This is a genomic window from Chryseobacterium carnipullorum, assembly GCF_900142785.1.
Lineage (GTDB): Bacteria > Bacteroidota > Bacteroidia > Flavobacteriales > Weeksellaceae > Chryseobacterium > Chryseobacterium carnipullorum.
Genome location: NZ_FRCD01000013.1, coordinates 157,058 through 183,329, shown reverse-complemented (window position 1 = coordinate 183,329; position 26,272 = coordinate 157,058). Strand labels below are relative to the sequence as shown.

Annotated in this window: 24 protein-coding genes; 9 read left to right on the top strand and 15 right to left on the bottom strand. The window is 38.7% G+C overall.

The genetic code is table 11. The features are described from left to right. Positions 1-94: 94 nt before the first annotated feature. The 10 genes from BUC06_RS15530 to BUC06_RS15485 all read right to left on the bottom strand — a co-directional run bounded on the left by BUC06_RS15530 (position 95) and on the right by BUC06_RS15485 (position 15,506). Positions 95-3,445, bottom strand: coding sequence for a hypothetical protein (locus tag BUC06_RS15530; protein ID WP_139263377.1), 3,351 nt, complete (start codon positions 3,443-3,445; stop codon positions 95-97). Positions 3,446-3,449: 4 nt separating this feature from the next. Next, on the bottom strand, positions 3,450-5,009 hold the full coding sequence (locus BUC06_RS15525; RefSeq protein WP_073334920.1) for a T9SS type A sorting domain-containing protein: 1,560 nt from the start codon (positions 5,007-5,009) through the stop codon (positions 3,450-3,452). 941 nt (positions 5,010-5,950) lie between these two features. After that, entirely contained in the window at positions 5,951-6,241 is a 291-nt protein-coding gene (locus BUC06_RS15520) for a hypothetical protein (RefSeq protein ID WP_139263376.1), read from the bottom strand. A gap of 18 nt (positions 6,242-6,259) precedes the next feature. Further along, a complete protein-coding gene (locus BUC06_RS15515) occupies positions 6,260-7,612 on the bottom strand; it encodes a S41 family peptidase (RefSeq protein WP_083564099.1) in 1,353 nt (450 codons plus the stop codon). 15 nt (positions 7,613-7,627) lie between these two features. Continuing rightward, positions 7,628-8,368: a hypothetical protein gene (locus BUC06_RS15510; protein WP_228423773.1), complete on the bottom strand. Its 741-nt coding sequence runs from the start codon at positions 8,366-8,368 to the stop codon at positions 7,628-7,630. 210 nt (positions 8,369-8,578) lie between these two features. Further along, positions 8,579-9,502: a T9SS-dependent choice-of-anchor J family protein gene (locus BUC06_RS15505; protein ID WP_073334918.1), complete on the bottom strand. Its 924-nt coding sequence runs from the start codon at positions 9,500-9,502 to the stop codon at positions 8,579-8,581. A gap of 75 nt (positions 9,503-9,577) precedes the next feature. After that, on the bottom strand, positions 9,578-10,891 hold the full coding sequence (locus tag BUC06_RS15500; protein WP_073334917.1) for a hypothetical protein: 1,314 nt from the start codon (positions 10,889-10,891) through the stop codon (positions 9,578-9,580). 57 nt (positions 10,892-10,948) lie between these two features. Beyond that, complete coding sequence (locus BUC06_RS15495) at positions 10,949-11,158, bottom strand: hypothetical protein (RefSeq protein ID WP_073334916.1); 210 nt, start codon at positions 11,156-11,158, stop codon at positions 10,949-10,951. Between the two features lie 33 nt (positions 11,159-11,191). Continuing rightward, positions 11,192-14,500, bottom strand: a complete 3,309-nt coding sequence (locus BUC06_RS15490) for a TonB-dependent receptor (protein ID WP_073334915.1) — start codon at positions 14,498-14,500, stop codon at positions 11,192-11,194. Positions 14,501-14,558: 58 nt separating this feature from the next. Continuing rightward, positions 14,559-15,506 carry a FecR family protein gene (locus tag BUC06_RS15485; protein WP_228423771.1) on the bottom strand — a complete coding sequence of 316 codons (948 nt, stop codon included), beginning with the start codon at positions 15,504-15,506 and terminating at the stop codon, positions 14,559-14,561. Positions 15,507-15,748: 242 nt separating this feature from the next. Between BUC06_RS15485 and BUC06_RS15480 the strand changes: the two genes are divergently transcribed. Continuing rightward, positions 15,749-16,375: an RNA polymerase sigma factor gene (locus BUC06_RS15480; RefSeq protein WP_073334913.1), complete on the top strand. Its 627-nt coding sequence runs from the start codon at positions 15,749-15,751 to the stop codon at positions 16,373-16,375. A 125-nt stretch (positions 16,376-16,500) separates the two neighbouring features. On the opposite strand, the gene BUC06_RS15475 is transcribed toward BUC06_RS15480, so the two are convergent. After that, the gene (locus BUC06_RS15475) at positions 16,501-17,373 is read right to left on the bottom strand and encodes an AraC family transcriptional regulator (RefSeq protein ID WP_073334912.1); all 873 of its coding nucleotides are present in this window, start codon (positions 17,371-17,373) and stop codon (positions 16,501-16,503) included. Positions 17,374-17,446: 73 nt separating this feature from the next. On the opposite strand from BUC06_RS15475, the gene BUC06_RS15470 reads away from it, so the two are divergent. Both BUC06_RS15470 and BUC06_RS15465 read left to right on the top strand, forming a co-directional pair. Next, entirely contained in the window at positions 17,447-18,826 is a 1,380-nt protein-coding gene (locus BUC06_RS15470; RefSeq protein WP_073334911.1) for an MFS transporter, read from the top strand. Between the two features lie 42 nt (positions 18,827-18,868). Next, positions 18,869-19,255, top strand: a complete 387-nt coding sequence (locus BUC06_RS15465) for a hypothetical protein (protein ID WP_073334910.1) — start codon at positions 18,869-18,871, stop codon at positions 19,253-19,255. Positions 19,256-19,405: 150 nt separating this feature from the next. On the opposite strand, the gene BUC06_RS15460 is transcribed toward BUC06_RS15465, so the two are convergent. Next, positions 19,406-20,023: a helix-turn-helix transcriptional regulator gene (locus BUC06_RS15460; protein WP_073334909.1), complete on the bottom strand. Its 618-nt coding sequence runs from the start codon at positions 20,021-20,023 to the stop codon at positions 19,406-19,408. A gap of 192 nt (positions 20,024-20,215) precedes the next feature. Here BUC06_RS15460 and BUC06_RS15455 point away from each other — a divergent pair, with 192 nt between their 5' ends. From BUC06_RS15455 to BUC06_RS15435, 5 genes are all read left to right on the top strand, one after another. Beyond that, positions 20,216-20,842 (top strand): superoxide dismutase, encoded by a 627-nt coding sequence (locus BUC06_RS15455; RefSeq protein ID WP_073334908.1) that lies wholly within the window; start codon positions 20,216-20,218, stop codon positions 20,840-20,842. A 29-nt stretch (positions 20,843-20,871) separates the two neighbouring features. Further along, entirely contained in the window at positions 20,872-21,372 is a 501-nt protein-coding gene (locus BUC06_RS15450) for a DUF2480 family protein (RefSeq protein WP_073334907.1), read from the top strand. Between the two features lie 5 nt (positions 21,373-21,377). After that, on the top strand, positions 21,378-21,935 hold the full coding sequence (locus tag BUC06_RS15445) for an NADPH-dependent FMN reductase (protein WP_073334906.1): 558 nt from the start codon (positions 21,378-21,380) through the stop codon (positions 21,933-21,935). A gap of 32 nt (positions 21,936-21,967) precedes the next feature. Next, on the top strand, positions 21,968-22,291 hold the full coding sequence (locus BUC06_RS15440) for a 2Fe-2S iron-sulfur cluster-binding protein (protein ID WP_073334935.1): 324 nt from the start codon (positions 21,968-21,970) through the stop codon (positions 22,289-22,291). A gap of 164 nt (positions 22,292-22,455) precedes the next feature. Then, positions 22,456-22,803 carry a 4Fe-4S dicluster domain-containing protein gene (locus BUC06_RS15435; RefSeq protein WP_073334934.1) on the top strand — a complete coding sequence of 116 codons (348 nt, stop codon included), beginning with the start codon at positions 22,456-22,458 and terminating at the stop codon, positions 22,801-22,803. A 162-nt stretch (positions 22,804-22,965) separates the two neighbouring features. Here BUC06_RS15435 and BUC06_RS15430 read toward each other — a convergent pair whose 3' ends face one another. Together BUC06_RS15430 and BUC06_RS15425 are read right to left on the bottom strand one after the other, a co-directional pair. Continuing rightward, positions 22,966-23,901: a ketopantoate reductase family protein gene (locus tag BUC06_RS15430; protein WP_073334905.1), complete on the bottom strand. Its 936-nt coding sequence runs from the start codon at positions 23,899-23,901 to the stop codon at positions 22,966-22,968. 263 nt (positions 23,902-24,164) lie between these two features. After that, complete coding sequence (locus tag BUC06_RS15425) at positions 24,165-24,746, bottom strand: Crp/Fnr family transcriptional regulator (RefSeq protein WP_073334933.1); 582 nt, start codon at positions 24,744-24,746, stop codon at positions 24,165-24,167. A 169-nt stretch (positions 24,747-24,915) separates the two neighbouring features. On the opposite strand from BUC06_RS15425, the gene BUC06_RS15420 reads away from it, so the two are divergent. After that, a complete protein-coding gene (locus BUC06_RS15420) occupies positions 24,916-25,788 on the top strand; it encodes an NAD(P)-dependent oxidoreductase (protein WP_073334904.1) in 873 nt (290 codons plus the stop codon). Between the two features lie 106 nt (positions 25,789-25,894). Here BUC06_RS15420 and BUC06_RS15415 read toward each other — a convergent pair whose 3' ends face one another. Next, positions 25,895-26,257 (bottom strand): hypothetical protein, encoded by a 363-nt coding sequence (locus BUC06_RS15415; protein WP_073334903.1) that lies wholly within the window; start codon positions 26,255-26,257, stop codon positions 25,895-25,897. Between the last annotated feature and the right edge of the window lie 15 nt (positions 26,258-26,272).

Here is a 26,272-nt window from a genome sequence, read left to right as displayed (position 1 = left end):
TACACATAGTTTTCTCCCTGGGTAAGCTGGGCCTTTGCTGACTGAGTGATCAGCAACAACCCGATAGGAATGATTATTTTTTTCATGTCTGTGTTTAGTTTTTGTAGTTGTATTTATATTCCTTCAAGATCTTACCCGTCGGGCTGTTTTCCCTTACCTCTTTCAGTCGGTTGGCGGTATCATAAAAATAAAACTCTCTGATGCCAGATGGAGGCGTGATGCTTTTAACACCAATTAACGGATCATAGCTGTACGTACTGATTTGATAAGCTGATAATGCAGCGTTATTTCTAAATACATCTAAAGCAGAGATCAATGATTGCTCTGACGCCTCTGTACTGAACTGATTATCATTAACAGATGCATTGACGATATTATCGATGAGTGCCTGAGGAATGTCTGAAAGTTTGGCTCCTTCTACCTTTGCAATAGGCTGAGTCTGGTTATATCCCCAGATGATGGTTGTCGAGATACCGTTTCTGGCGGTATACTGCTGCAGATTTCCCTTGTTGTCATATTTATCGTACGTAACTTCAGTAGACGGCGTATTGTTCTGAACCTCATAGGAAAGTACAGACAACGGAAGAACCAGAGAAGAATTATTGTTGGTGATCTCGGTAGTAGTCTTTGGATAAAGTGTTTCTGTCCTTGATAGTGTTTTTGTAGTATTTCCTATGGTTTGAGTGGTAGAAGTTTCTAAAGGAATGCCAATCATATTCTTACTGATCATCAACTGGTTGCCTTTTTCATGGGCGTATTGGTAAGAGGTTTCTGTGACGGTGTTGTTTGAAGTTTTTACAGACACGGTTTTCACATTTATAGGCTTGTTAATATCCGTATCATTAAAATTAGACTTCGTAACTGTTTCTATGACTTTATTTCCAGGGAAATATTCTTTCGTTTTAGATTCTGTATTTTCAACTTTACCTGAATTGATCGATAAAATTTCTTTATTTACTAAATATATTTGGCCATAAATGGTCTCATGTGTACTACTCGTTATTCTTTTGGGATATTTTACTATATCCAGATTTAAAGCAAATCCCATTTGGTTTGGATCTCCCGTAATAAATCCGGCTTTGGGGTTTTTTAGATTATTAAAAGCATATTTATTAGTTTGAACTCTCAAAGTATCACCCAGCTTATTTAAGACGATATTTTTTTCTAGTAATCCATTTTTCCAGTCATCATAATTGGAATAAATGTGGGTATACATTTTATCACTGTCTGAATTGTTGACCTTTGAAAATATATTGATGTTTTCTCCCAAATCATTATACTCCGTTACTTGCTTATAGGTAATAACATCTGAAGAACCATAGGTGTTATAACTGGTGCTTGAGTTATTAATAACAAGATATTTTTGAACATACGGGGGATATATCTCAATTCCTTCGTTGGTAAGTTCAGAATATCTTTTCAGTAATCTTGTATATTGAAAAGGTATATTCAGAACGCCGCTGCTTTTGTTGGTATTGGTAACCGGATCGAAGATATCATATTTATAATTGTAAGCATTAACAATACTACTTTCATTTTTATCTTCAATTCTTTTAATTCTAAGTCCTCCAATTGGAACGTTTGAATTAATGGTATTGTTTTTTCCGTACACCACATCTATAGCATATCCACACTGACATTTACCCTGTCTGGATAAAGATATATTAAATGAATTATTGCTAGGAGAAACTTCAAACACTGCAGGCTTTCCATTGGTTCCATAGGGCTGACCTCCTGCAATTGCATTGCCATAACAGGATGTTTCGTGAATTTGGCTTGTTTCATCATCTACATTATTTTCGCAGGTATTACCAAATGTTAATTTGATTTTAGGCGCTAGTTTTCCGTCAAAGAAACTTTGCGGAATAGTGACAGTCTGATTGACGTTTCCAAAATCGTCGGTAAATCCTCCTGCGCCAGTCGGTGCACTAAGGACCGTAGCAAAATTATCCAGATACCCCCACTGATAATTTGTTTTGTTAAAAAACTTATTAGCATTTTCATAATACAGATTTTTACTTCCACCTGTAGGGTATTCAATTCTGTTTAAAATACCAATCTGTGTATAAGCCGGATTAGTATCCCGATTCCTTGTATATTGAGGTTTTATAGAAACATTTTCATTTGCGGGTACATAATCTGTATAAATCTGATGAGGAAGATTATAAGAATCCTCACTTGAATTAGTAGAATTAATATATCCCCAATAGTCATCATTATTGGAATTACGGGCAGGGAAAGGAATACTTTCATTATAATAGAACTTATAATAACTATTCTGCAAGTCATCATATACGTCTACTAATTTAAGCCTATAATTTTGAAAATCAGTGCCAGTATTTGAAGTGAAGTAAGAATAATTCAGATGATAATTTTTGATGATCTTTCCATAATTATCTTTGACAATAATCTGGCGCAATGCTATACCATTATTTCCCGAAAGATCTTTTCTTATAGTTGTTCCGTCAGAAAAAGGCAATCCGTCATTAGAATAATTGAAATATACAGTTCCGTCGGGAAAAATAATTTTTGTGATTAATTTCTCCATACTGGCTGCCGATCCTGTATACCTCTCGTACTCAGGTAAGCTAGGCGGCAGATTTACGTCTGTCATGACGTTTTTAGTGATATCAATATTTACTTTTTCGGTAATACTTTTTTCCTCATAGGAGTACGATTTTGCATATTCGAATAAAATTTTCTTATTATTTGCCGTTCTTATACTGTCTACCTGATAAAGTGTTTGTGAACCGGATCCCATATCACCAGGCACTCCAGAGTTTACCAGTGTAGAGTTTTTAATACTTAAGAAATAAGAAGTCCCTTCAGTATTCACAATCTTAATATTCTTTTTATTATTTGTAGCCGTAATCACCAGATCCTCATGGGGAATTGTATGTCCTGTATCATTATTAAAAATAAAACTTCCTCCTCCGAATGGCAGGGAATAATTGAACATATCGGGTCTTGTATCATATATTCCTTCATAATGATCAACCACTACTTGTCGGAGCTCATTTTCGTACATACTTATATCAACAAGTTTGGATAATACAGTATTGATATTTTTAGTATACATTGAAGAAGACTTATCATCCTTATCTAAAATATTCTGGTTGATACTGTTAGGAATACTTAAGGACCAGCCTAAACCTGCAGTACTTGCGACTTCGTTTAATTTTATTCCGCCTGTATTGTAAGACAAAGAAATAGGAATATTAACTCCATCTACATTTACTGCGTAAAAAGGGATATTAATATTTGCTTTTCCTCTGAACATATCGACTGGGAGTTTCCCGACTTTGTCCATCGCATAAGCATTCGCAGAAGTCGGAAAAGCGACAATGTTTTTTTTTTGTATGCTGTAGTCTCCAACCTGGGCAGAGATAAGACCACTGCCTAATATAATAATACTATTGATTATTATCTTAAATATATTTTTCATCTCTTTAATTCTTAATAAGTTTAGCATTTGCCATTTTATTCATATCCGTCTTTATCGTCACCAGATAAGCCCCCTGAATCAGATTCTGGGTATTGATCTTGGTTACTTTATTCTTAGTCTTCAAACTCTGAAGCTGTCGTCCACCCATATCATACAATACAATATCAGCTTCTTTAAAGTCAAAGCCTATTTCTACATAAGCATACTCTGATACCGGATTCGGATAGATCTTAATGTTTTGTTTCTCGATTAACTGATCGATTTGTTTGTCGCCAAGCTTCACAATTTTCCAGTTTTCTTTTCCCAATTCTTCTGCACTGGTTCCTGCCAGAATGATGAAACCGTCTTGGTTGAGTTTTAAGTCTGAAAGTCTCTCCTCTTTCTGTCTCTTATCTCCTGTCACATGTTTTCTCCACTGCTCATTTCCGTCCTGATTCAGATACAACATCCAGAACGTTTCGTCATCTGTTTCAATCCTTCCTTCTGCCTGTGTATAACCACCTAAAAGAATTCCTTTTGAAGATCTGTCATCTGCCGAATGAATTACGCTCATTCCCATCAGGATGTCTCTGTTTTTGAAATTGAAAGACTTCTGCCAGATCTCTTCACCTTTTTCGCTTAAAGAAATCAGCCAAAGATCCGTTCCTTCTTCGATTCCCACGGTTTTATTTCCTGATCTTTCGGATCTTGATTCTCCACCGATGATGTAACCAGTCGAGGTTAAGGCCAGCGTTCTCAAGTGATCATCTCCTTTGCCTCCAAAGTTTTTTTCCCACTCAACCTTTCCTTCCTTTGAAAGTTTGATGATCCAATAATCTCCTTCGCCAAAGTTTTCAGTTTTCTTGGAGCCTCCAATATTGCTTCTTGAATAGATTCCCAGCAAAGCACCACCATCTTTCGTAGGAATCATTTTCTCGACTTCATCCAAACCTTTCCCTCCTAAAATAGATTGTGAAAGTTCTTTTCCATTCTTATCGAGTTTTACAATCAAAACATCCTTCGAACCATACCCGCTGGTTCCCTGAGGCTCTCGAAGGGAACTCTGTCTATTTCCAGCCACAAAAAATCCTAAATCTGTAGTCTGAATGACTGATCTTGCTTCTTCATCAGATGTTGACCCCAGTGTTTTTTGCCAGAGTTCGTCTCCGAATTCATTTAATCTGATTAACCAGATATCTGATCCACCTTTGGAATCCTCTTTTTTATCAAGACCTTTTCCGGAATACGAAGTACCTGAGACTAAAAAACCTCCGTCCTGCGTAGCAACGGTTGCAGACAGATAGTCATGATTAGCTCCGGAGAAATATTTCTCCCAAACCTGTTCGCCTTGCTGATTGAGTTTTACCAAATGGAAATCGTAGCCATTGTTTTGCTTTTTTTCCGTTGAAAATTTCTGGGATTGGATCGAGCTTCCTGTAATTAGATACTGTTGATCAATGGTCGTAGTCACCTGGCTTAAAAAATCCTGTGTAGAAGATTGGATATCTTTCTGCCATAATATTTCCTGGGCAGAAAGCCCCAGAATAGTGCATAGAATACATGCACCAGAGTAGAATTTCTTCATCTGTTTGTGTATTTTAAGTTAATGTTAGTTTTTAATAAAAGTTGCGCAAATTTAACGATTTTCAACACTCCTTCAATATCTCTTCAATGAGATTTAACCTTATTTTTGTCACTTGCCCGTGTGTTTTTATGTACTGTTAAGTATGACTATAACAAAGATATAATCGGTAGACGACAAATCAGGTCGTATTATTTTTTTTAAGTTTAGTTGATTTTAAAAGGTCAATATAATATTTATTTTCATCCTGGAATCATAAACAAAAAACGTACTTCAAAGAGATTTTTGCAAAGAATTATTTTCATTAAAAAATTCAATAATTCACGTAATTAAGAACTTTTAGGATGGAACAGGTTTAAATTCAAAAGCATAAACACGATTGGAAATTGACCATCAATATCCGATTAAGGCCATAGCAAATTCTTTCCCTTAAAAAAAGGGAAATTGTTGCAGAATATTGAACCGATATAATGGATCAATGGCAAAACCTGAAGAGTAGATAATTTTTTTTAAAGCAGAGAAAATGAGTATCCTATATAAAAGTAAGTAAAGGTGGAATCAATTTCATTGATTCTGATGAAGGAAATGGATACAGATCATCCAACTTTAAAATATCACGCAGATGGTCGAGATAATGAAAATTTTTACTTTTGGTCAGCTGCCTGATCCGTATTATCTGCGAGAGGAGAAATTCAAACCATTAAGATTCTGCTAAGTTTTTAAGAATAGTAAGTGTTTAGCTTCGCTTTAAGACATGCAGCTTAAAAAATCATTTGAGTTTTTCTTAACAACCTTACCTCCTTCATTTTCCTTAACGTTAAAAAAAGTAGAACATGAGAATTTGTTACATCAGCTGGATCTGCTTGAGCAAATAATGATCAACACTCTTTTTGTGACCAACAATATATTTTCCACAAATATCTAAGATTTTATGGATACCCATACTATTTCTGTCTCGTTTTTCTTCTGAGCTCCCGTACCCGCAAAGTCAGCTGTTTACGCAGATCGTTATGGTATTGCCTGTAATTTTTAATACTTTTTTCCAGCTGCTTCTTATTGGCCAGATAATCTTCATATAACTTGCCTAATTCCGAGATTCTCGAAATCATATCAGAAGGCTGAATATCAGAATCTACGGCGGTCTTTTTCAACAGAACTCGGTAATAGTCCATCCGGTCTGTAAGGCTGCTGTGAAATTTAGGTTCTATTCCCTGCATGGTTTTTGGTTTACGCATTAAAGTTTAAAAAGAAAATCACTTTCCGATGGCGGCAGAAGGCGTATCGCTCTGAAATAAAACCTTTACGCCGGGTTCCCAAGCATTTTTACCTGCTGATTTAGAATAAATGCTATTGAGAGCTGATGAAATAAGGGATTCTTCTGAATCTCCTAACGGAAGCAATGGCAGTTTTGTATATTCACTGGCTGCAATCTGTGGAGAGATTCCATTGCTGTAGGCTCCTTCCCCATTGGCATTAAAAACTTTATAAATAACGGGATGAAGCTGCCATGAGATCTTTTTGGGTTTTCTTTTATCTTCCACAAGAAATCCGGCCATATCTTTACCAAGCGTCACCTCTCCTACCTGAACGACCTGCAGATAAGGTTTAAGGTTATTGATCACGATTTCTGACGCAGATGCTGTACTGCTGGAAGTGAGAACATATACTTTATTCAGACCCAAGGCATTAGTCCGAAGAATACTGAAATCAAGGGCGTTAGAATCATAACTGATCTGTTGCGCAAAGGTACGTTTTACTTCACCTCCGTTTTTATTTCCTTTGTACACGATGAAGGGTGAAGAGACTGTAATACCAGCAGGGATCAATGAACAGAGCGCCGCAGCTGATGATACGGAACCACCATAATTATAGCGGAGATCCAGAATCAGGTCCTGTACTCCGGTCGCTTTAAATTCAGCAAATTTTTGCCTAAGAGCAGGCGTCATTCCATCCGGAAAATCATAGATATAGAGATAGCCTGTTTTTTTACCGTTTTTTTCAAATATTTTGGATTCCAAAGGCTGTTCAAAAGAATACCCATAATACACCGTAATGTTCTTTTCATCCGCAATAAATCCGTTTTTCCAGTTTCCTACCGTAAGTTCGATGACCGTCTGATCTTTAATCGATGACGTTAATGCTTCTGCATTAGCTGCCGTAATAGCTTTGTCATTAATCTTTGTAATCATCATTCCTCTCTGCAAACCGGAATTGAAAGCAGGAGAATTCTTCATCACAAGCTTCACGGTCGTGACAACATCTCCATTAGCCAATTGGATCACGGCATAATCGAAGCCATACCTATTGCGGACAGAACGCGGATAGGAAGAAGGATCCTGAGTATCTAAAGCAAATGAAAAACGGTCCTGAGAAGACAGCAGACTTTTAAAAAAATCTTTCACAGGGAGATGGTAATCAGGTTTCGCAGGCATCTGATCTGCCCAGTAATAGTACCGCCTCATACTGTCCTGTACCCAAAGGTTAACAGATTCTGTGCTTCCTTCCGGAAAAACCGGACCGCCCTCATCATCATTAGGATTACATGATCCAATACAGAGGGAAACCGCAAAGAGCAGCAGTAACTGAAAATTAAAATATCTTTTCATAGACGCTGACTTGTATTACAGATAATCCGCTACATCGATCTCTCCTTTCACTGTGAGTGCTCCATTTTCCATTTTTTCCTGAAGAACAATCAGATTAGCTCCTATATCCTGTTTTATTTTTACTTTGATGACTTCAGATCCGGTATAAGGAGTGGAAGTGCCTGATTTATATAATTCAAGGTAAACCGGGGCTGTATTACTGAAATAGTTATATATTTTAACCTCCGTAAAGCTTCTCTTTCCGATATTTTCGAATTCGGCGAGTACTACTCCATTTTCTCTTTTCAAAACTCCTTTCACACCGGACAGTGTGGACCCGGAATATTCACCAAGATTCGGGAAAATAAATTCAAATCCCACTTTCCCCAGATTGACCTGTGGTTTTACTGCAGAAGCCTGAAGAAAGATCCCCGGAAGATTAAAAAAATTAAGGGTTTTGTAGTCATTGATATTGTCGTAGGTTATATTATAATGGGCTACCTCAGCACCCGTTTCATTATTATAGATCGCCAGCCTGTCTGTTTCTCCCTCATCAAGAACAAAATTAAGCTGGGTTTCTATTGTATTGGTATAAGAAGTATTTCCGTTGATGGATACCGGAGTTCCGTTAAGTCTCAGCTGGATAATGTCCGGCTTTGAATATCCTTTAATGGTAACTTCGGCAGGTTTCTGCGATTTGTCAAATGGCTGCATAACGCTGCTGTCTGCACAGGAAACCAATAGGATGCAAGATAAAAGGGTAATGAACTTATTCATTTCTATTATTTTAAATTATAAAATCAAACTTAGAAATATTGTCCCGCCCTTGGATAACGGGACAATAGAATAATTATAAAAAAACTAAGTTGGATATGTTGATGATCAAAAATTCTCTGCGGGGAAGCTTCAAATCAGCTTTGATCAATTAAATTTTTCATGGTTAATTCCTGCAGAATTTTCTGTAGGTAGTTGAATCGTGACTTCTGATTATTTTTTAATAAACTTCAGTCTTTCCGTTATTTTTCCGTCAGAAACTTCTGCGATATACATTCCAGCCTCCAATAAAGCGACATTCACAGATCTATTGTAAGACACTGAAAGCACTTTCTGTCCGGTCATATTATAAATATTCACCTCCGTCTTATTTTCATTACAACCTGGATTCAGTTGAAGCTGAAGGAATTCATTCACCGGGTTTTCTGTAATTTTAGTTAGGTTTTCTTTCTTTTTTACATCCTTTGTTCCCAGAAATGTTGAAGCATAAATAGCCATTTCATCGATATTAATATTTTGTAAATTGTTTCCGGTTGATTTTCGGTTAGACCACATTCCGATGTAGATTTTTTTACCGGCAAAAGCAGAAATATCGATCAGGTTTTCTTTAAACTGAGTCAGATCATTCGGGAAAGGATTGCTGAGTGTTCCGGCTATAATTCTGTAGGGGCTTGCAACATCATTTCCATTTCCATCTACGGTCATTGCCTGAAAATCGGCTAATGTAGGAACAGGCTTCTGAGGAGTGCTTACATAAATAAACAGATCACGTCCGAAATTAAGGTGTGTGGTTCTCTGTCTTCCGATATAGGCTGCCAGACTGATGGTTCCGGCTGCTCCTTCCAGACTGATCTGTGGAGAAATGATCCAGTCGTTTTCCGTACCAAAGCTTGGAGCATTACCCGTGGGAACCAAACTTACTGAATAACGGAGAGTCCCTGAAGTACCATAGGTAAGTGTGGTACCGTTGAAGTAGATATTTTGTCCCTGTACCCATCCGTTTCCGTTGTTGTTAAGGTCATAAGTTGTCCAACCCTGAAGATCAGCGGGCGTATCAAAAGAATTGCTCCATACCTGAAACTGCGCTGCTGCAGCCTGTGATACCAATACAATAGATAATAAAAATAGTTTTTTCATAATACAGATTATTAGAGATTTAGAAAAAATAAAAAGCAGGGAAAGACATGGGAAGCTTCCCCTGCATTTTAGGTTTTATTCCTGAATAGAGAAGTCATATTTCGTCCATGCTCCCTGGAAGTTTCCACCATTTCTAGGAGAAACGTTCCATGGTCCTTCGTTGAAGAACGGCTGGCTCATCCCCCAGGATGAAGCGGTAGTTCCTGTCAATAGGTTGGCGGCAGGAATTCCTGATGTACCTGTACCTGTAACAGAAGTTGCAAATCCGTGTACCTGAATTGAGCTCAGGTTAGACGCTGAAGTAAGTTCAGAACCTGTTCCTTCCACTTTGATTCCAACAGGATATCCTGTCACTACGGCATTATTCAAAGTTAATTTCCCGTTTCTTCTGATGTGAATACCGTTTTCATAAAAAGATCCGGAAGGAGTTGATGAGGTATACAACACATTTGTACGTGATCCTATAATGGTCAGATTGTTGATGACAGGATTGGTGATCAGCGGTGTAGCAGTACCTGTTGCATTATTATCCAGCTCAATACCGTTGGTATCAGAAACACCACCACTTAAACTGTGTGTAGAGTTGGTATCTGCTAAAGCAAGTGCATTGGTAATGGTTCCTGTATATCCGTTATCAAAGTCAAAGTTATCATCATCCGCGGCAAAAGAAACCAGGTTAGAAGCATTTACTGTACCTCCGAAAAATTCGAAAGAATCATCTTTACCATAAGAAACCTGGATGTGGTCTACAGTAGTCCCGTTTCCAACTCCTCCTAAAGTAAGACCGTTGATCTCGTTTCCTGAGTTTGGTGCTAAAAGATCAAATCCTGCAAATTCAATACGAACATATTTCAATGTCCCTCCGTTGTGAGCTGCATTGGAACCTCCGTAATAAAAATCAGAACCTGTTAATCCTTCAATCGTCTTTGTATCAGGCGTGTTGGCAGGTGCATCACCTAAAATAATCACACCACCGAAATCTCCGGGAGCAGCCGTTGTATTTTCATCTCCGTCTAACAGTTTATAACTTGTAAAAATAATGGGCTGAGATTCTGTACCGGTAGCATTGATTTTACCTGTTTTAGAGATAACTAAAACTCCTGTAGCCGTATTGGATGCGTTTGGTTTTGCTTTAATGAAAGTTCCAGGCTGAATAGTTAATGTAGCCCCGTTCTTCACCGTTACAATACCGTTAAGTTCTACAACACCACTCCATGTTGTATTTGAAGTGATATCACCGCTTACCGTAGTTACAGGAAGAGAAGAAGCTGTAATATACTCAGCAGAAGCAGGCTTCATTTCAAACGGAGTAGAAGAATCTGCAAGGCTATCGTTTTGACAAGCAGTAAGAGATAATGCTGCAACAGCAATTAAAGTTAGTTTTTTCATTGTTATAATTTTTAGCAGACCCGGTCATATTATTTTTATGTCCGAATTTTTTAATATTTAGGAACATCCGCCTCTATATTCCTGCGATTTGGTTGTGATCATCACCCTGCATTTCAGGAGGGGCTGTCTTGCAGGGGTTCCCTGATTTTCCGCTGCTGTCCGGGAAAAAATAACAGCGGCCGGCTTTTGATCTGATCCGGTACTGCTGTGCGCATCATCAGTATTGATCCGGATCGTCCTCAGGTTTCCGAAACCTGTACATGGCATTAATGAGCTCTTTATTCTGTTTTTTATAATCTTTTAAAACGTATAGTTCACACTGACCCCGAATATCCTTCCGCTGTATGCGCGGAATGTGATCTTATCAATATTCTTGTCATATTTGTCCGTAGCTCCCGGAAGCAGCTGCCATGCCTCCCGGTCTGTTGATATGGTGCTTCCTCCGGATCCGTTGGGCACGGAATAGGAATTGAAATTGTTATAAAACTCTTTCACCCTGTTGAAAAGGTTTCTTACATTGAATTTAACTTCCAGGTTTCTGTTTCTTAAGAATTTATAGGAAATCTGGGCATCTGCAACGGCGTAGGGACGCTGTATTTCTTCTCCGTTATAGTCATAACCTACCGTGATGTACTGGTCACCTTTGGCATTGTATAAAAAACTGGCTCCCAGGCGGCTTCCGTCAAACGTCAGGCCTAAATTATAGGCATAAGGAGTTTGTCCGTACAGTGGCCTTTCCACTTCATAGGTCTCACTATCCTCCCCTGTTTTATACTGATCTTTAAAAGCAATTACCCTGGTTGTATTGTAGGTGAAATTTCCGCTTACAAAAAGTTTTTCCAGCAAAGAGCCATCGGCAATAAATCCGAGGTTTTTCCGTACTTCCACTTCTAATCCTTTCAGCTTTGCATTTTTAGAATTCCCATTGTAGAGAAAGAGATTTCCTTCGTTCGAAAGACGGCCTTCACGCTCAATAGGTCTGTCGATATCTTTATAATACAATCCGGCAGAGAATATTTCACCCAGACCGGGAAACCATTCCAATTTAAAATCATAATTATTGACTACCGATGAGGTCATTTCCGTATTGTAAATCAATCCATTAGCTACCGGATCAAAATAAGGAAGTCCGGTTCTTTCGTTGAATTGAGGACGAATAACGGTTTTATTATAAGCCAGTCTTACATTGATCTTATTTGTAGGACTGTACGTTAAATTAACGGAGGGCATCCACTGCCATGGTTGATCATCAATAGGTGCTTTTTTAACAGTTTGATTATCCGAATCATCCATTTGCTGGGAGATCAGGTCATACTTAAAATACTCAGCACGGACTCCCCATACCAACCTGAGTTTATTTCTCCATCTGTTGTCAAACATGACATAAAATGCATTCTGGGTCACCTTCCCTTCATACTTGTCATTTTTGTACATCGGTTTTGTTTGCCAGCCTATTCCTCCCGGAACATATTTAGATCCATCAAACCACTGATTCAAAGAACCATATAGCGACATAAACCCTTTTTCACTGCTGGGAACATCTCTGTTTTCATCCACCCTAAGAAAGAATTTCTGCTGTTGATTGGTATTATTTTTTATAACACCGGCGTAGCCTGCCTTTATGTCAGTTTTAAAATTCCCTGCGTCTATATTCCATTTCAGGGAAGTTCCGTAGTTATAATCCGTTTCTTTATTGGCGATATATCCTCTGTAAAAATTAGATGCTGAATTGTAGACCATATGATACGTAAGAATCTCGCTTCCCACAAAATCATACTGGCTCAAATACTGCGTATAGTCTTTAGTGTCAGATTTCACGCCTGTTCTTGCAGCAAACCAGTTGATGTCAACATTTCGTATTTTATGATTTCCTTCCAGTTTATTCTGCAAAAGCGTCTGGTAAATAGGATAATTGGTATTGTCCGTATAAGGTTTGTCCAGGTTTTTAATCTGTGCAGGATCGTTATTCGGAATAATTCCGTTGTAGAAATAATTATAGGAAGCTTCGGCATTGGCAGCCATTCCGCTTCCTCCTGTATATTCGTTCCAACCTGTAATACGGGTCAGTGTATTGTCATAGATATGCGTGTAAGAATTACGGAAGGAAATTCTGTTTTTCCCCAACTGTAATCCGAAATTCAGCATTCCTGCCAGTGTGGAATTGTAATTATAGGAAGCTCCTTTGTTTTTAAAATGATAAAACACAATAGGATCCGTTCCATTTGCCTGCCAGTTAGGATCGTAGGGAGCGGTTGTATCCAACCAGTTTCCTCTTCCTGTATGATCAATATCCAGTTTATTCTGTTCGTTTCTTACCGTAAATGCTCCGGCAAATCCCCACTTGTTGTTATTGTCAAGGGCAAAGGTTCTTCCCAGCGCCAACTGAAGATTGGATCCCATATCAGCTTTTGTTTTGAAGGTGCTGAAATTGTCATTGGTAAATCTTTTTGACTGTTCAAAAAACAAAGGATTGTTCCAGTCTGTGGCTTCCATACCTTTAGGAAAATCTCTGGTTCCGTCGTCATATCCGAAATAATCATATTTTCCCTGCTTACGGGTCAGAAATTCTTTAAACGCCGACTGATCATTATAAGAAGTTCCTAGGCTTACCGTGGTAAAATTTTCATTGGGGATATCTTTGGTTCGTACTTCTACATAACCTCCTGCAAAACTTGCGTTCATATCCGGTGTTGCCGTTTTGCTTACCACAATACTTTCCACCATCGCTGTGGGAATAATATCAAATGAGAAATTCTGGTTGTACGCTTCTGTACTTGGAAGATTGATTCCGTCCATCGCTGCTGTATTCCAACGCTCTCCCATAGATCGTACCACTACATATTTGTTGTCGATCGTTGTAATTCCGGTTACTCTTTTCAATGTTCCTCCCACATCATTATCGGGAGTTTTTGCAATCTGTTCGGCAGAAATTCCGTCACTCATCTGAGCTGCCTTTTTCTGCTGGGCAAGGAGTCCTGCCTGGGTATCTGCCTTTCGGGTTGCGGTAAGGACTACTTCTTTAATATCCGTTATCTTATCCGATGCCTGCTTCATGGCAAATGACACCGTACTGGTTTCATTGTTATTGACTGAAAGTTTTTCTACCCTCAATGGGCTGTATTTTGATGCTTTTACGGTAAGGGTATAGACTCCTGAAGGAACTTCCACTACAAAATCACCGTTATTATCCGTTAATATGGTTTTCTTTGCTACTGTAACTTCAGCTCCGGCAACAGGATTCCCCACTTCATCTACTATTTTTCCTGAGATTTTTCCGTTACCGATAACCGAGATGCCGTTTCCTTCATATTTTATTGAAATCAGGTCCCCACGGAGACGAAATGCTACAGGAAGTCCGCTTATAATATCTTTAAGACAGTTGTTTACAGAAGTATTCTCACATTTTACGCCTTTCACCTTCAGTTCTTTGATATCCATTTTAGAATAAGCCAGCCGCATTCCCGTTTTTCCGGCAAAATCTTCCAGCACCTCAATGAGAGGTCTGCTTGCCGGGACAGTGAATGATACTTTCTGGACCAGTTCCTGTGCTTCGGCTGCTACCGTAAAAAATACTGCCGCAACGGTAAGACCGCATTTCAATCTTTTCATATGTTCAAGTTCTCTTATTAAAAGTTTTATTTTGTAGGGTTGATTTTATAGGATAATTTTATTTTTTCAAGGTGTAGATATGGTCTTCTTTATGCACTTCCAGTCCCAGTATAAATGCCAGTGCTTCCATATTGTCATCAGCAGCACCTCCGGTAAAGTCCGCTGTAATTCTTTTATCTGCCATCTCTTTCGGGTATACAATCTTGATTTTATAGTTCGCCTGCATCACCTCTGCTACTTCTCTGAATGAAACATCATTGAAGCTTAATGAGACCAGCTCAGATTTCTGTTTCCCGGATTTATTTTCCGGAGTGAGTGACAGGACTGCTGCGGTATGGGCTATCCCGAAATTCGTCCATTTCTGATTAGGTTTCAGGTAAGAAACTTCCGTTCCGGCCGAGGATACGGCCACTTTTCCTTCGTAAAGATGTACAGACTTATCTTTCCCGGACTGGGAGATCTTAAAAACGGTTCCCAATACTCTGGTACTGAAACCATCTGCCCGGACAATAAACGGATGTGTTTTTGATTTTGCCACGGAAAATACGGCATCTCCTTTCAGATCCACAATCCTTGTGGAACCGGGAAATGATTTGTCAATGGTAAGTTCTGCACCTTTAAGTAAGGTCACTACAGAACCGTCTGCCAGATAAACTTTACGGTTTCCGGTATTGGCAGTGTAAGTATCAGGCTTAAATAAAGTAGTATAGGTAAGAATTCCTCCTACCGACAACAGAAGTATCACCACAGCGGCGGCTGTGTAAGCGTATCTTTTCAACTGATAAATGGGGGTCGGTTTTACCGGTTTGATACAATACAGTTCCAGTGCAGATAGGACTCTCTCTTTAGATTCGGTCATATGGATCTTATCCAGATTTTTTTCTGCCCGGCTTTTCCACTGGCTTAATAATTCATTTTCTTTTTTTGAAATTTTTTCTTCGGAAACTTCCCTTTCCCAGAGCTTAAAAACGAAAGCTTTGGTATTCTTATATTTTTGACTTTTCATAAAATATTTCATGCTATTCACAGATACTTCTATCTATAAGACTGTGAAAATGAAAAACTTCCCCAGGCAGTTCTTAATATTGTATTCATATTACAACCAGCTTGTTAATAATTTTAAGCAGATTGGTTGTTTTATCAACATTTGATTCACATTATGGGGATTTTTTTCAGAAATAATTAATCTTGAAGTCCCCAAAGTTCATAAAAAGTTAATTTTCCTTTAGGTAATTTTGCGGTACCAATATGAAACCAACCGACTACACGATATTAAAGAAAATAAGATCAGGCGACCGTCCTGCATTCATGCTGCTTTATGAGCGGTATTGGGATAGTCTTTACCGTTTTGTTTTCATGAGAACGAGAGATAAAGAGATGTCTGAGGAACTGCTTCAGAACCTCTGGATCAAAATTCTTGAGGATACGGCTTCCATCCAGACGGACGAATCAGAAAGCGTAAAAGGATATCTGCTAAGATATCTGCATTACAGGATTATCGATCATTATAACAGCTCTAAAAAGATACCGTCTACCATTAGTATAGACGAATTTGACCCTTCCGGAGAAATGGATATCTCTGATACGGAATATTTTGAAATCCTTGAAGAAAATGACATCTCTTCTTTGCTATCCATGATTGATGAGGTGGTTTCAAAGCTTCCTTCCACAGAGCAGACTGTGTACGATATGAGAATCAGAAGAAATATGTCTGTTGATGAAACGGCTCAAGCTTTGGGCATCAGCAACAAAACGGTAAGTAATAAATTAAGCAAAGCTTTAGGGGAAATACGGGATCAGCTGAACCCGGAATACCAGTCTTCTAAAAAACTGGTGTCAATACTGATGCTGATGGAAATATTGACGAAATATTAAGTTCTTAGGATAGAAAAGTATTTGAATAAGGAAGCTATGAAGTTGGGAAAAACAAATTTTAATGAAATATATTTATCGGCAGTCCTACATCACCTCTATCTTCCTTCATCTTAGCACACCAAAGCCTAAATATCTTCCCGATCTGTTTCGGCCGAAACACTCTTCCTGTATTCTTTTTGGGTTATATTCCGGTGCTTTTTAAAAAGTTTGGACAGATGGCTTTCATCACTGAACTGAAGCTCATATGCGATTTCACTGAGGCGGACACTGCTGTATTTGAGATAAGTTTCCACCAGTTTCAGACGGTAATCCAGCAGATAGTCCTGGTAAGAAATACCTGTATGCTGCTTGAAGTATTCTCCGAAATAATTTCTGGAAATCCCGAAATGGTCTGCTATTGCATGAATTCTGGTCTTTTCTTTATCTTTTACATGTTCCTGGATATAGGTAATGATCTTCATGACAGAGAAAGCTTTTCTGTTTTGTTGCAGATCGGAAGTTTCACTTTCAATGATATTCCGGGCAATAAGATTAAGAAGAATGGAAATACAGTTCCGGATAATCAGATAGTCGTTGGTTTTATTCCTGTACTCTCTGGCAATCTGTACAATAAGGACTTCTGCAAACCGTTCATCATCTTTATTACGGAAAACACATCCGGCCCGTGCATGGTAATTATTGCTGATGTACTGCAGTTTGTGAAGGTTTTCGCAACTTTCTATACGGTCGGCTTCCAACCTTATTTTATCAATGAATTCGATGGGACATTGGATCACAACCAATTCTGCATTTTCACTTTTAAAACGATACCGCTGGTGTTGGGGAATAATAAAAAGCTTAGATTCCTTAAAAGTAATGGTCCGTTCGTCATAGGTAAGTTTTCCATGGCCTCTCAGAACATAAACCAGTGAAAGAAAGGTTTTGGTCTTGAGATCAATTTCCTCATGATAAAGCTTGATTTCCTTTACATCGATACGCTCAACGGGTAACAATTTCATGTTTCGGTACTTATTTTTCCTCCAAAAGTACAATTTTACAGGTACAATAAGCGGTTAATTTTGCAAAAAAAACATGAACATCTATCCTAAACGATGGCAGGCTCTTGGTTATCTTACTGCCGGAGCTTTTCTTTCACCACTGGATTATTTTATCGTCAACATGGCGCTTCCCTCCATTAAAAGGGCTTTCCATGCAAGTGATCATCAGCTGCAGATGGTGGTTGCCATTTACGGACTCACGTATGCAGCACTTGTGGTTTGTGGAGGGCGTTTAGGAGAACTGTATGGACGGAAGAAAATATTTACCGTCGGATTGTACCTCTTTTTATTGTCCTCCCTTGCATGTGCTCTTTCTCCGGATATTAATTTTCTTATCGCTGCCCGGCTGTTTCAGGGAATTGGAGCTTCTTTTCTGGCTCCTCAGGTTCTGGCGTCTGTCAGGGTACTGTTTAAGAGCAGCGAACAACCTAAAGCGGTCAGTATATTCAGTTCTGTTTTCGGTCTGGCTTCTGTGGCGGGACAATTGCTGGGTGGATTTCTGCTCAATCTTCACTGGACAGCCTTTTCTTGGGAACTGGTATTTCTGGTGAATGTACCTGTTACCCTGCTCTGTATCATCGGTATTCATTTTACTATGGACGATAACCGCGAGGAACAAAGACAAAATATTGATTTTACAGGAGCATTACTGCTCATCACTTCTCTGATGATGATCATATGTCCCATTATTTTTGGAAGAAAATACGATTGGGCCTGGTGGATTTTTGCGATCCTCTTCGCAGGAATTTTATTATTGGTCGTTTTTTACAGATATGAAGTTCAATCACTGGAAAAAAACAAGCCTGTACTGATAGATCCTGGTCTTTTACAGCAGAAGCCTTTTGTTCTATGCCTTATCATTATCTTCTTTTATAATTTTACATCGGGACTGTTTATCTGTTATCCTTATTATCTGCAGCAGTTTCTGCACTGGAATCCGGTAGAAACAGGTCTTGCCATTATTCCGTACGGACTCGCTTTTTTTCTCGGACCGCTGCTCATTTCAAGGATAAAGCTTTCTTCATCTATTCTCATTCCTATGGCTTTGAGCCTTTTGATCATTGGATTTACCCTGACTTCATTATTTATTTTTCTTGATGAAAGGCCTTCAACGCTACTGAATATCAGTTTGTTTCTGGCAGGATTGGGTCATGGGATGATCATGCCTGTAATGATGGGGAAAACAATTGGCCTCATTCATAAAGAAAAAGCAGGCCAAGCCTCAGGGTTGATCAGTATCAGTATACAAATAGGCAGTGTAACCGGAGGTACGATTATTGGAACTGTATTTTTCAGTACTTTATCAATGATTGGGTTTCCAAAAGCTTTTGCTCTGGCCGTTTTCTTAATTGCAGCGGCTCAGATCGCCGGAATCTTTATCAATAAAAAACTGGTGAAATACAACAAAAACTAAATTTTACTACTCATTCAATCAAAACATTATCTATTTAAACCTATGAATAACGACGAAAAAATCATTGAAGAAATTAAGGAATTTCACAGAGATATCGAAGCCTGGTTTCGGGGAAAAGAAGATCAGGAGAGCCTTTATAAAAAGCTTCTGTCCGGTTTTAATTCAGATTTTAAAATGATCAGCGGTAACAATAACACGATCACGCTAGCTTCATTTTCGGAATGGCTCCCGGGAGCTTATGGTCAATTTCCTGACCGAAGTATTGTTCTTGACAATATCGAGGTTCAATCTACAGAACGTCATGGACTTGCCTCCTATGTTGAGATTCAGACCACGGGTGATTCGGTAACACACCGCCAATCTTCAGCAGTCTTTGTGATGCATCAGGATAAAGCATTTTGGCTGCACCTCATCGAGAAATGGATATGATCATGGAGCCGGAAATGACTACTTTTCACAAAATACACGTGTGATTCTTTTTACAGATATTTAACGACAAGATCTTTTATCTTTTATCTTTTATCTTTTATCTTTTATCTTTTATCTTTTATCTTTTATCTTTTATCTTTTATCTTTTATCTAAGTAATCTTATACACACACCGCTGCCCGCCGGACAAAATATGATTCACCCTTTCTACCCGATACGCTTGACCGATGAGGTTTTGGAAATTGGATAGTTCGGCACGGCAAAATCCCTGACATTCTGCGGCAGCGGCACAGATCGGACAATGATTTTCAATGAGGAAATAGGCATCATCTTCTTTCGTCCATTCCGCCATATACCCTTCTTCACTGCGGACTTTTACCAGTACGTCCAGACGCTGCTCAAGTGACTCTGCATTGAGTAAAGCTTTTTCATACCGCTGATAAGTCGTTTTCTCCCTGTCATTGATCAGCAGATCCAAAGCATTGTCTCCCAGGAGATTTTTTACAGAGCGCAGAATCTGTACCGTCACATCAGCATGGGAATCCGGAAACTGGGATAATCCTTTTTCTGTAAGGGTATAGTAGGTAGACGGACGCCCCACCCCTTCACTTTTTGAAACAGATGTGATCAGCCCTTCTTCGGCCAGGTTCAGTAAATGCTTCCGCGCACCCTCTTTTGTAATAGAGAGTTCTTTAGAGATCAAAAGTGAGGTGGCCTCTGCTCTCATCTTTAAAAACATCAGGATACGATCTGCTGCCGGCTTCTTCATTTGGCAATATTTAAGTTGTTTTATTTTCTACAACAAATATAGTCATTTTCTATAATTTCCAATTTTAAAGATTAATTCAATAGTAATCAGACTATTAATCAATATCCCATCAAGTAAATAAAACAACTATTAAGTTGTTTTATTAAAATATATGATTACCTTTGAAACACATTAATCAAAAAAAATAAAATAATGAACTCATTAACACTGCCTCAGCTTCCCTATGCTTATGATGCACTGGAACCATTTATAGATAAAGAAACAATGACCATTCATCATCAGCGTCACCATCAGGCGTATGTCGACAATTTGAATGCAGCTTTACAGTCAGCTGGAGAAACTTCTACCGATCTGGATTCTATTCTTCAAAGGATCAGTGAATACAGCCCGGCCATCAGAAATAATGGTGGCGGACACTTCAACCATTTTCTGTTTTGGGAGATTCTTTCCCCACAGCCGAAATTAAATCCTGAAGGAAAACTGGCAGAAGCCATCAATACCAGTTTTGGAAGTCTTGAAGATTTTAAAGCTGAAATGAAAAAAGCCGGTCTTGGACAGTTCGGTTCCGGATGGGTCTGGTTATTGGTCAAATTCAGTGGTTCACTGGCGATCACTTCAACAGCGAATCAGGACAACCCGATGATGGATACCCAATCTGTCAACAGAGGTTTTCCCATTCTTGGAATAGACGTCTGGGAGCACGCTTATTACCTGGCTTATCAGAATAAAAGAGCAGATTATCTCGATTCATTCTGGTCAGTTCTGGATTGGTCAGCCGTAGAAAAAAAATACGAAGAAGCTTTATCAAAAATCAGGTAGTCTATTAAAACATTGATTAAAAATCAATTATGAATCAGAAAATTTTCATCAATAAAGCAGAAGCTTCGGGAATTATTGCCCTTGATCTTTTAAACTATAAACCTACTACAGAGATCGTGGAGCTGGATATTAAAGACCATCTTTTTATGGGAATGATTGTGAAGGAGAAAGAGTTTAAAGAATCAATTGCTGCCGTTGATTTTTCTGTATACAATGAAAAAGCTGTCGCTATTGTGTGCTCGGTGGATGCTATTATTCCGCCCTGGGCATTAATGATGCTTATGGAAAAATTAGCTCCCTATGTTGTCTATGCCGATTTAAATAATGCTGAAACAGTCCTTATCGATCTCTGGAAGCGTCGTCTCATGTATGCCGATTTAAAATGTTTTAAAGATCAGAAAGTTGTGGTAAGGGCAAGGGCAGATCATGATCCTGCTTTGTATTTGTTAGCGGCCGGGCTTCTTAAACCTTTAGTTAGAAGTCTCATGTATGGTGAAATAGGATTACCGAAAGTCATTTTTAAAAGTTAAAAACAATGAAAGCAATTATATTCAACGGCTCCCTGGAAAGAAGATCGGAGTCAACATCGGGAAAGATTTCACAATACTTTGCAGAAAGAGTTGAAAAATCAGGATTTGAAACGGAAATCTTTAGCCTGGCAGATTCGGGAATTCCTCTTTTTGATGTGCCCCTTACAAAAACACCGTTAGCTGTAGAACGGATGACGCAACTATTTCTGGAGGCTGACATTCATTTCTGGCTTGCCCCATTGTATCATGGAAGCATTCCCGGAGTGATGAAAAACTGTCTGGACTGGCTTGAAGTAACTTCCGGGCATTATCAGCCGTATCTGACGGATAAAATGATTGGACTTGTATGCTGGGCAGATGGCCTTCATGCCATGCAGGGGATTAATACAATGGATGCTGTAGCCAAATCTCTTCGGGCCTGGCCTGTTCCTTTCAGTGTTCCTGTGATCAGAACCGCATTGTTTGATCATGAAGACCCAACAAAAATATCTTCGCTGTATTCTGATAAATTCGATAAACTGATCAATATTGCTACAACGAAAAGCATAGTAAAAGGAAAGTAAAATTATTAAATAACTGGAATTGACTGATGATCATGAAGGAAGAAATTATAATTACGGTAAAGGATCAGGACGGAAATATTCATGAGCTGATCTGCCCACTGGAAATGGGGCTAAGCCTGAAAGACATTTGTAAAGCTTATGAGTTGCCTATGGAAGCGCTGTGTGGAGGAATGGCGATGTGCGCCACCTGTCACTGTTATATTTTGAATGAAACTTCGGTGCTGCCGGAAAAAGGAGACATTGAAGAGGCTCTTCTATCTGAACTCTTTACGACTCTGCCTTCCAGCAGGCTGGCTTGCCAGATTCAGCTGACGGCAGCAATGGATGGTCTTTCCATAGAAATTGCACACGATTAATTCCTAAAAAATAAAAGAAAGCTGCCTGAGTGATGAACCGATCAATGCTTGCAGCCCAATGTTTTTTTTCATTTAAGTTATATTTAGACGGAGGGATTTCCGAAACCATCACTGGTCAAAAGAAATCCCTTTTTTTTAAGCAAACTTCTAAAACTAAAATAAGTATGGCTATTACAATAACAGATGACTGCATCAACTGTGGAGCGTGTGAACCTGAGTGCCCTAATTCAGCGATCTATGAAGGCGCTGTTGACTGGCGCTGGCAGGATAAAACCAAACTTTCCGGTAAGGTTGTTTTTCCGGATGGAACTGAGGCTGATGCCGGAGCGTATCAACAAGCTTATGCTGATGATGTGTATTATATTGTCCCTGGAAAATGCACGGAATGCAAAGGTTTCCATGAAGAGCCTCAATGTAAAACAGTTTGTCCTGTAGACTGTTGTGTGGACGATCCGGAACATCGTGAAACCGATGATATTTTATTCCGACGGCAGGAGTTTTTACACCATTAACGGAATCTTAGTTTTAAACACTCATCTCACAAATATTTTGCACAAACGATCACAAATTGGTTTGCAAAATCTGTGAGAATATTTTGCTGGTGGTTAAAATTAGAAACGGTGGATTAAAAATCCGCCGCTTCTATAAAATTTTTCTTCTGGCTTTTCCAAAAACTATTTAGCTTTTACCCCGTTATACATCTTTTGAGTAAAAGGAGTGTGTATCCCCAGTTCTTTACCGAAATTCAAAACGGCACCCCCCAATAATTCGAGTTCGTTGTTTCCTTTTCCGGAATTGACATCTAACTGCAACGAAGTGGGAGTTTCGAAGGGAAATGCAGAGGCTTTTTCAAAGGTTTTCTGAATAATATCTTCGTCTAAAGCGATCCCTTTCTTGTCAGCAATCATTTTTATTTCTTTCATGATTTCAGAGGCTTCCTGTTTTTGTTCATCATTCTCACATACCGTTCCGATGGAAGAATTATGTTTGGCCGTTACCAATCCGAAACTGGCGATAAAAATATATTTGGTCCAGATGTCTGTCAGAGAATTGTCTTTAAAATCGAATTCAATTTTACTTTCTTTCAACAGATCTGCAATCCAGTCCACCTCAGCAGAGAAGTGCTGAGGGTCTCTTCCTACAATCATTTTTCCCGCTTTTCCTTTATGTCCTACGATTCCCTTTTCTTTGATATGGGAAGCGACATACAGACAGGTTGGAAGTATAACGTTATCAGGAATTATTGTTCTGATTCTTTCATAAATATCCGCCCCATTCATCATGGGAAGCAGCACGGTTTCAGTGCTGATCACCTCTTTGAGCTGTCGGCAAATATTTTCAAGATCATATTCTTTGACACAGATGAATACTAAGTCTGCATTTTTCACATCGCTGATATTCTGCTCTACAGCATCGGGGCGCGTATGATCCACAGGATGTTCAGACGAGATAAGAACCAGTCCGTTTTCTTTTACCTTCTGATACGTTTCTCCTCTTGCTACGAAACTGATTTTATACTTCTGGGAGGACTCATTTTCCTGGTTGATTTTAAAACCGAAATATCCGCCTACTCCACCCAATCCAATCACAACAATATGTTTCTTAGTCATAAATTTATTTTTAACAAAGATGAGATTGAAATTTGATTCTATCACTTGACAAATGCGAAGAAATTAGCTGTAAGATTTAAGAGCCAAAAAATGTAAGACTCAGATTTCAGACAAAGTTTAGACTGAGATTACGAATATATCCTACAAACCAGCTACCAGTAGCAACAATTTAATTAGCCCTATTATTTTAACCTGCAAATCAATACCACTCGTATCTCAAAACTCTAAAACCCAAAAACACTCCAACCCTCAAACACTTACGATTACATTTTATTTATATCCCTTCTGATACGGCTCAATGAACTGTCTTTGATTCCTAAGTAGGACGCAATAATTTTCAAAGGAACATGCTGGAAAATCTCGGGATGCTTTTTCATCAGATTAAAATATCTCGTAGAAGCTTTCTGACTGGCCATTTCGATCAGCCGGTCGTGAATGCTGTGGTAATTAAGAACAAAAAGAAGTCTGCTGAACTCCCTGAATTCAGGAATATTATGAAAATTGTGCTGTACATTTTCTAATCCTGTTTCCCAAAAAGAACAGGCCGTTATGGTCTGGTAGGTTTCCTTGGCGGGCTGCTGTCTGAAGAAGGACAGAAAGTCATTGACAAAACAGGGTGCGACATAGATATTAGTCGTGATTTCTTCATTGTCCTCATTCAGAATAAAGGAACGGACGTAGCCTTTTTCCAAAAAAAAAGTCCTGGTACTGACCTCATCTTTATGCAGGACAACTTCATTCGCTTTGAGCCCGAAGGAACTAAAGGTTTCTGTGATTTTTCCAACCACCTCTTCTTTGATGTCGAATAAAGAATGGAAGTAGTGATTAATTGAAGACTTATTCATGATCATAAAAGTGTGGCAACAAGAATCAAAATTAAGCAAAATCCCGAACACTTTCCTTTATTAATCGGTTTTATCAATAATCACCATCGAAACAATAGGCGCAACCGCTTAAAAAAAATGAGGAGATTTGTATTGTAAAACTATTCATCCTTTAAAAAAATTATCAATATTGAAAACTCAGCCCGTCATTGCAGTTCTTTTCCCCGGAGATATGGGAACCCAAATTGCCAAAGCACTTATAAACCATAATTTTAAAGTCATTACGGCAGGCGAAGGAAGATCAGCACGGACCTTAGACAATATACGAAATTCAGGAATTACGGATACCCAGTCTCTTCAGAATACTGTTGAACAGGCAGATGTTATTCTTTCGCTTACCAGCCCGGAAGGAAGCCTTAAAATGGCAGAAACTGTTATTTCCTGTCTGAAAACAACTTCCAACCGTCCTCTTTATGTGGATTTAAATTCCAATACTCCTGCCCTTTCCTTATCTATGGAACAGTTATTTTCGGCTATCGATGTTCCTTTTGTCAACGGAGCTGTGATGGGCGCTTCCAAGGATGTTCCAGACCATGCTGTTTTAGTCGTGAGTGGTATCTACAGATCTATTTTTATTAAGTTGCTTGCTCCCGTTTTTAAAATTAAGGATGCTGGTGAAAAAACAGAGGCGGCATCAGCGTACAAACTTTTGTTTTCGATGGTAAATAAAGGAATGAATGCTCTCTTCTTTGAAACCATGACAGCAGCAGCTCATTTCGGAATCCTGGATGAACTGAATGAAAGCCTTCAGGAATTTCTTCCCGGAACTTATCAGGATCTCATGAAAACAACCCCTACCTATCCACAGCATATCCTGAGAAGAATTGATGAAATGAAAGGTCTGGCCGATATGCTGAAAAGTGAAAACCTCCCACATATCATCGCTTCCGGAACCGCTGAAACCTTTGAAAGGGTTTACCGGTCAGGTATTTTTGAGAATGAAAATCCTGAAGGAGTTATAGAAACCCTACAGAATTTTAACAAACTATCTGACAAAAAGTAAACACTTTTTTTTTAATTGATCCAAAAGGAATGATAGCTAAAAGGAATATTTGGCCTGGATGTTTTTGATGGTCGTTCATTAAGGTTATATTTTGAAGTCTCAGTATTTAGAACTCCTCCCAGCCTTCATTCTGAGGGTCATATTTTGCAAATTCCCCGGTATCGGTAAATTCAGAAGCCGTCATTCCTACTTCAAAGATGGAACTTTCACTCAAATTTGCATTGAAATAAAGGCTTTTATCAGTAAGTAAGGCGCTTCCAAAATCTTCATCAGGATGGCTGAAATGAGTTCCCGTTTCATCATCTCTTACCAATGCATATTTATATTGTAAAAGGCGTTTTTTCAATCCCGCCATTTGCGCTCCGGTGAATGGGACAAGGTTTTCTTCACGGTCAAAAAAGCTGTCGTCATCGGCGGCCTTCTCTTTTTCTTTTGTTTTAATGCTGAATAACTGGATATTGTAGCTCATGAGGGATATGTGATT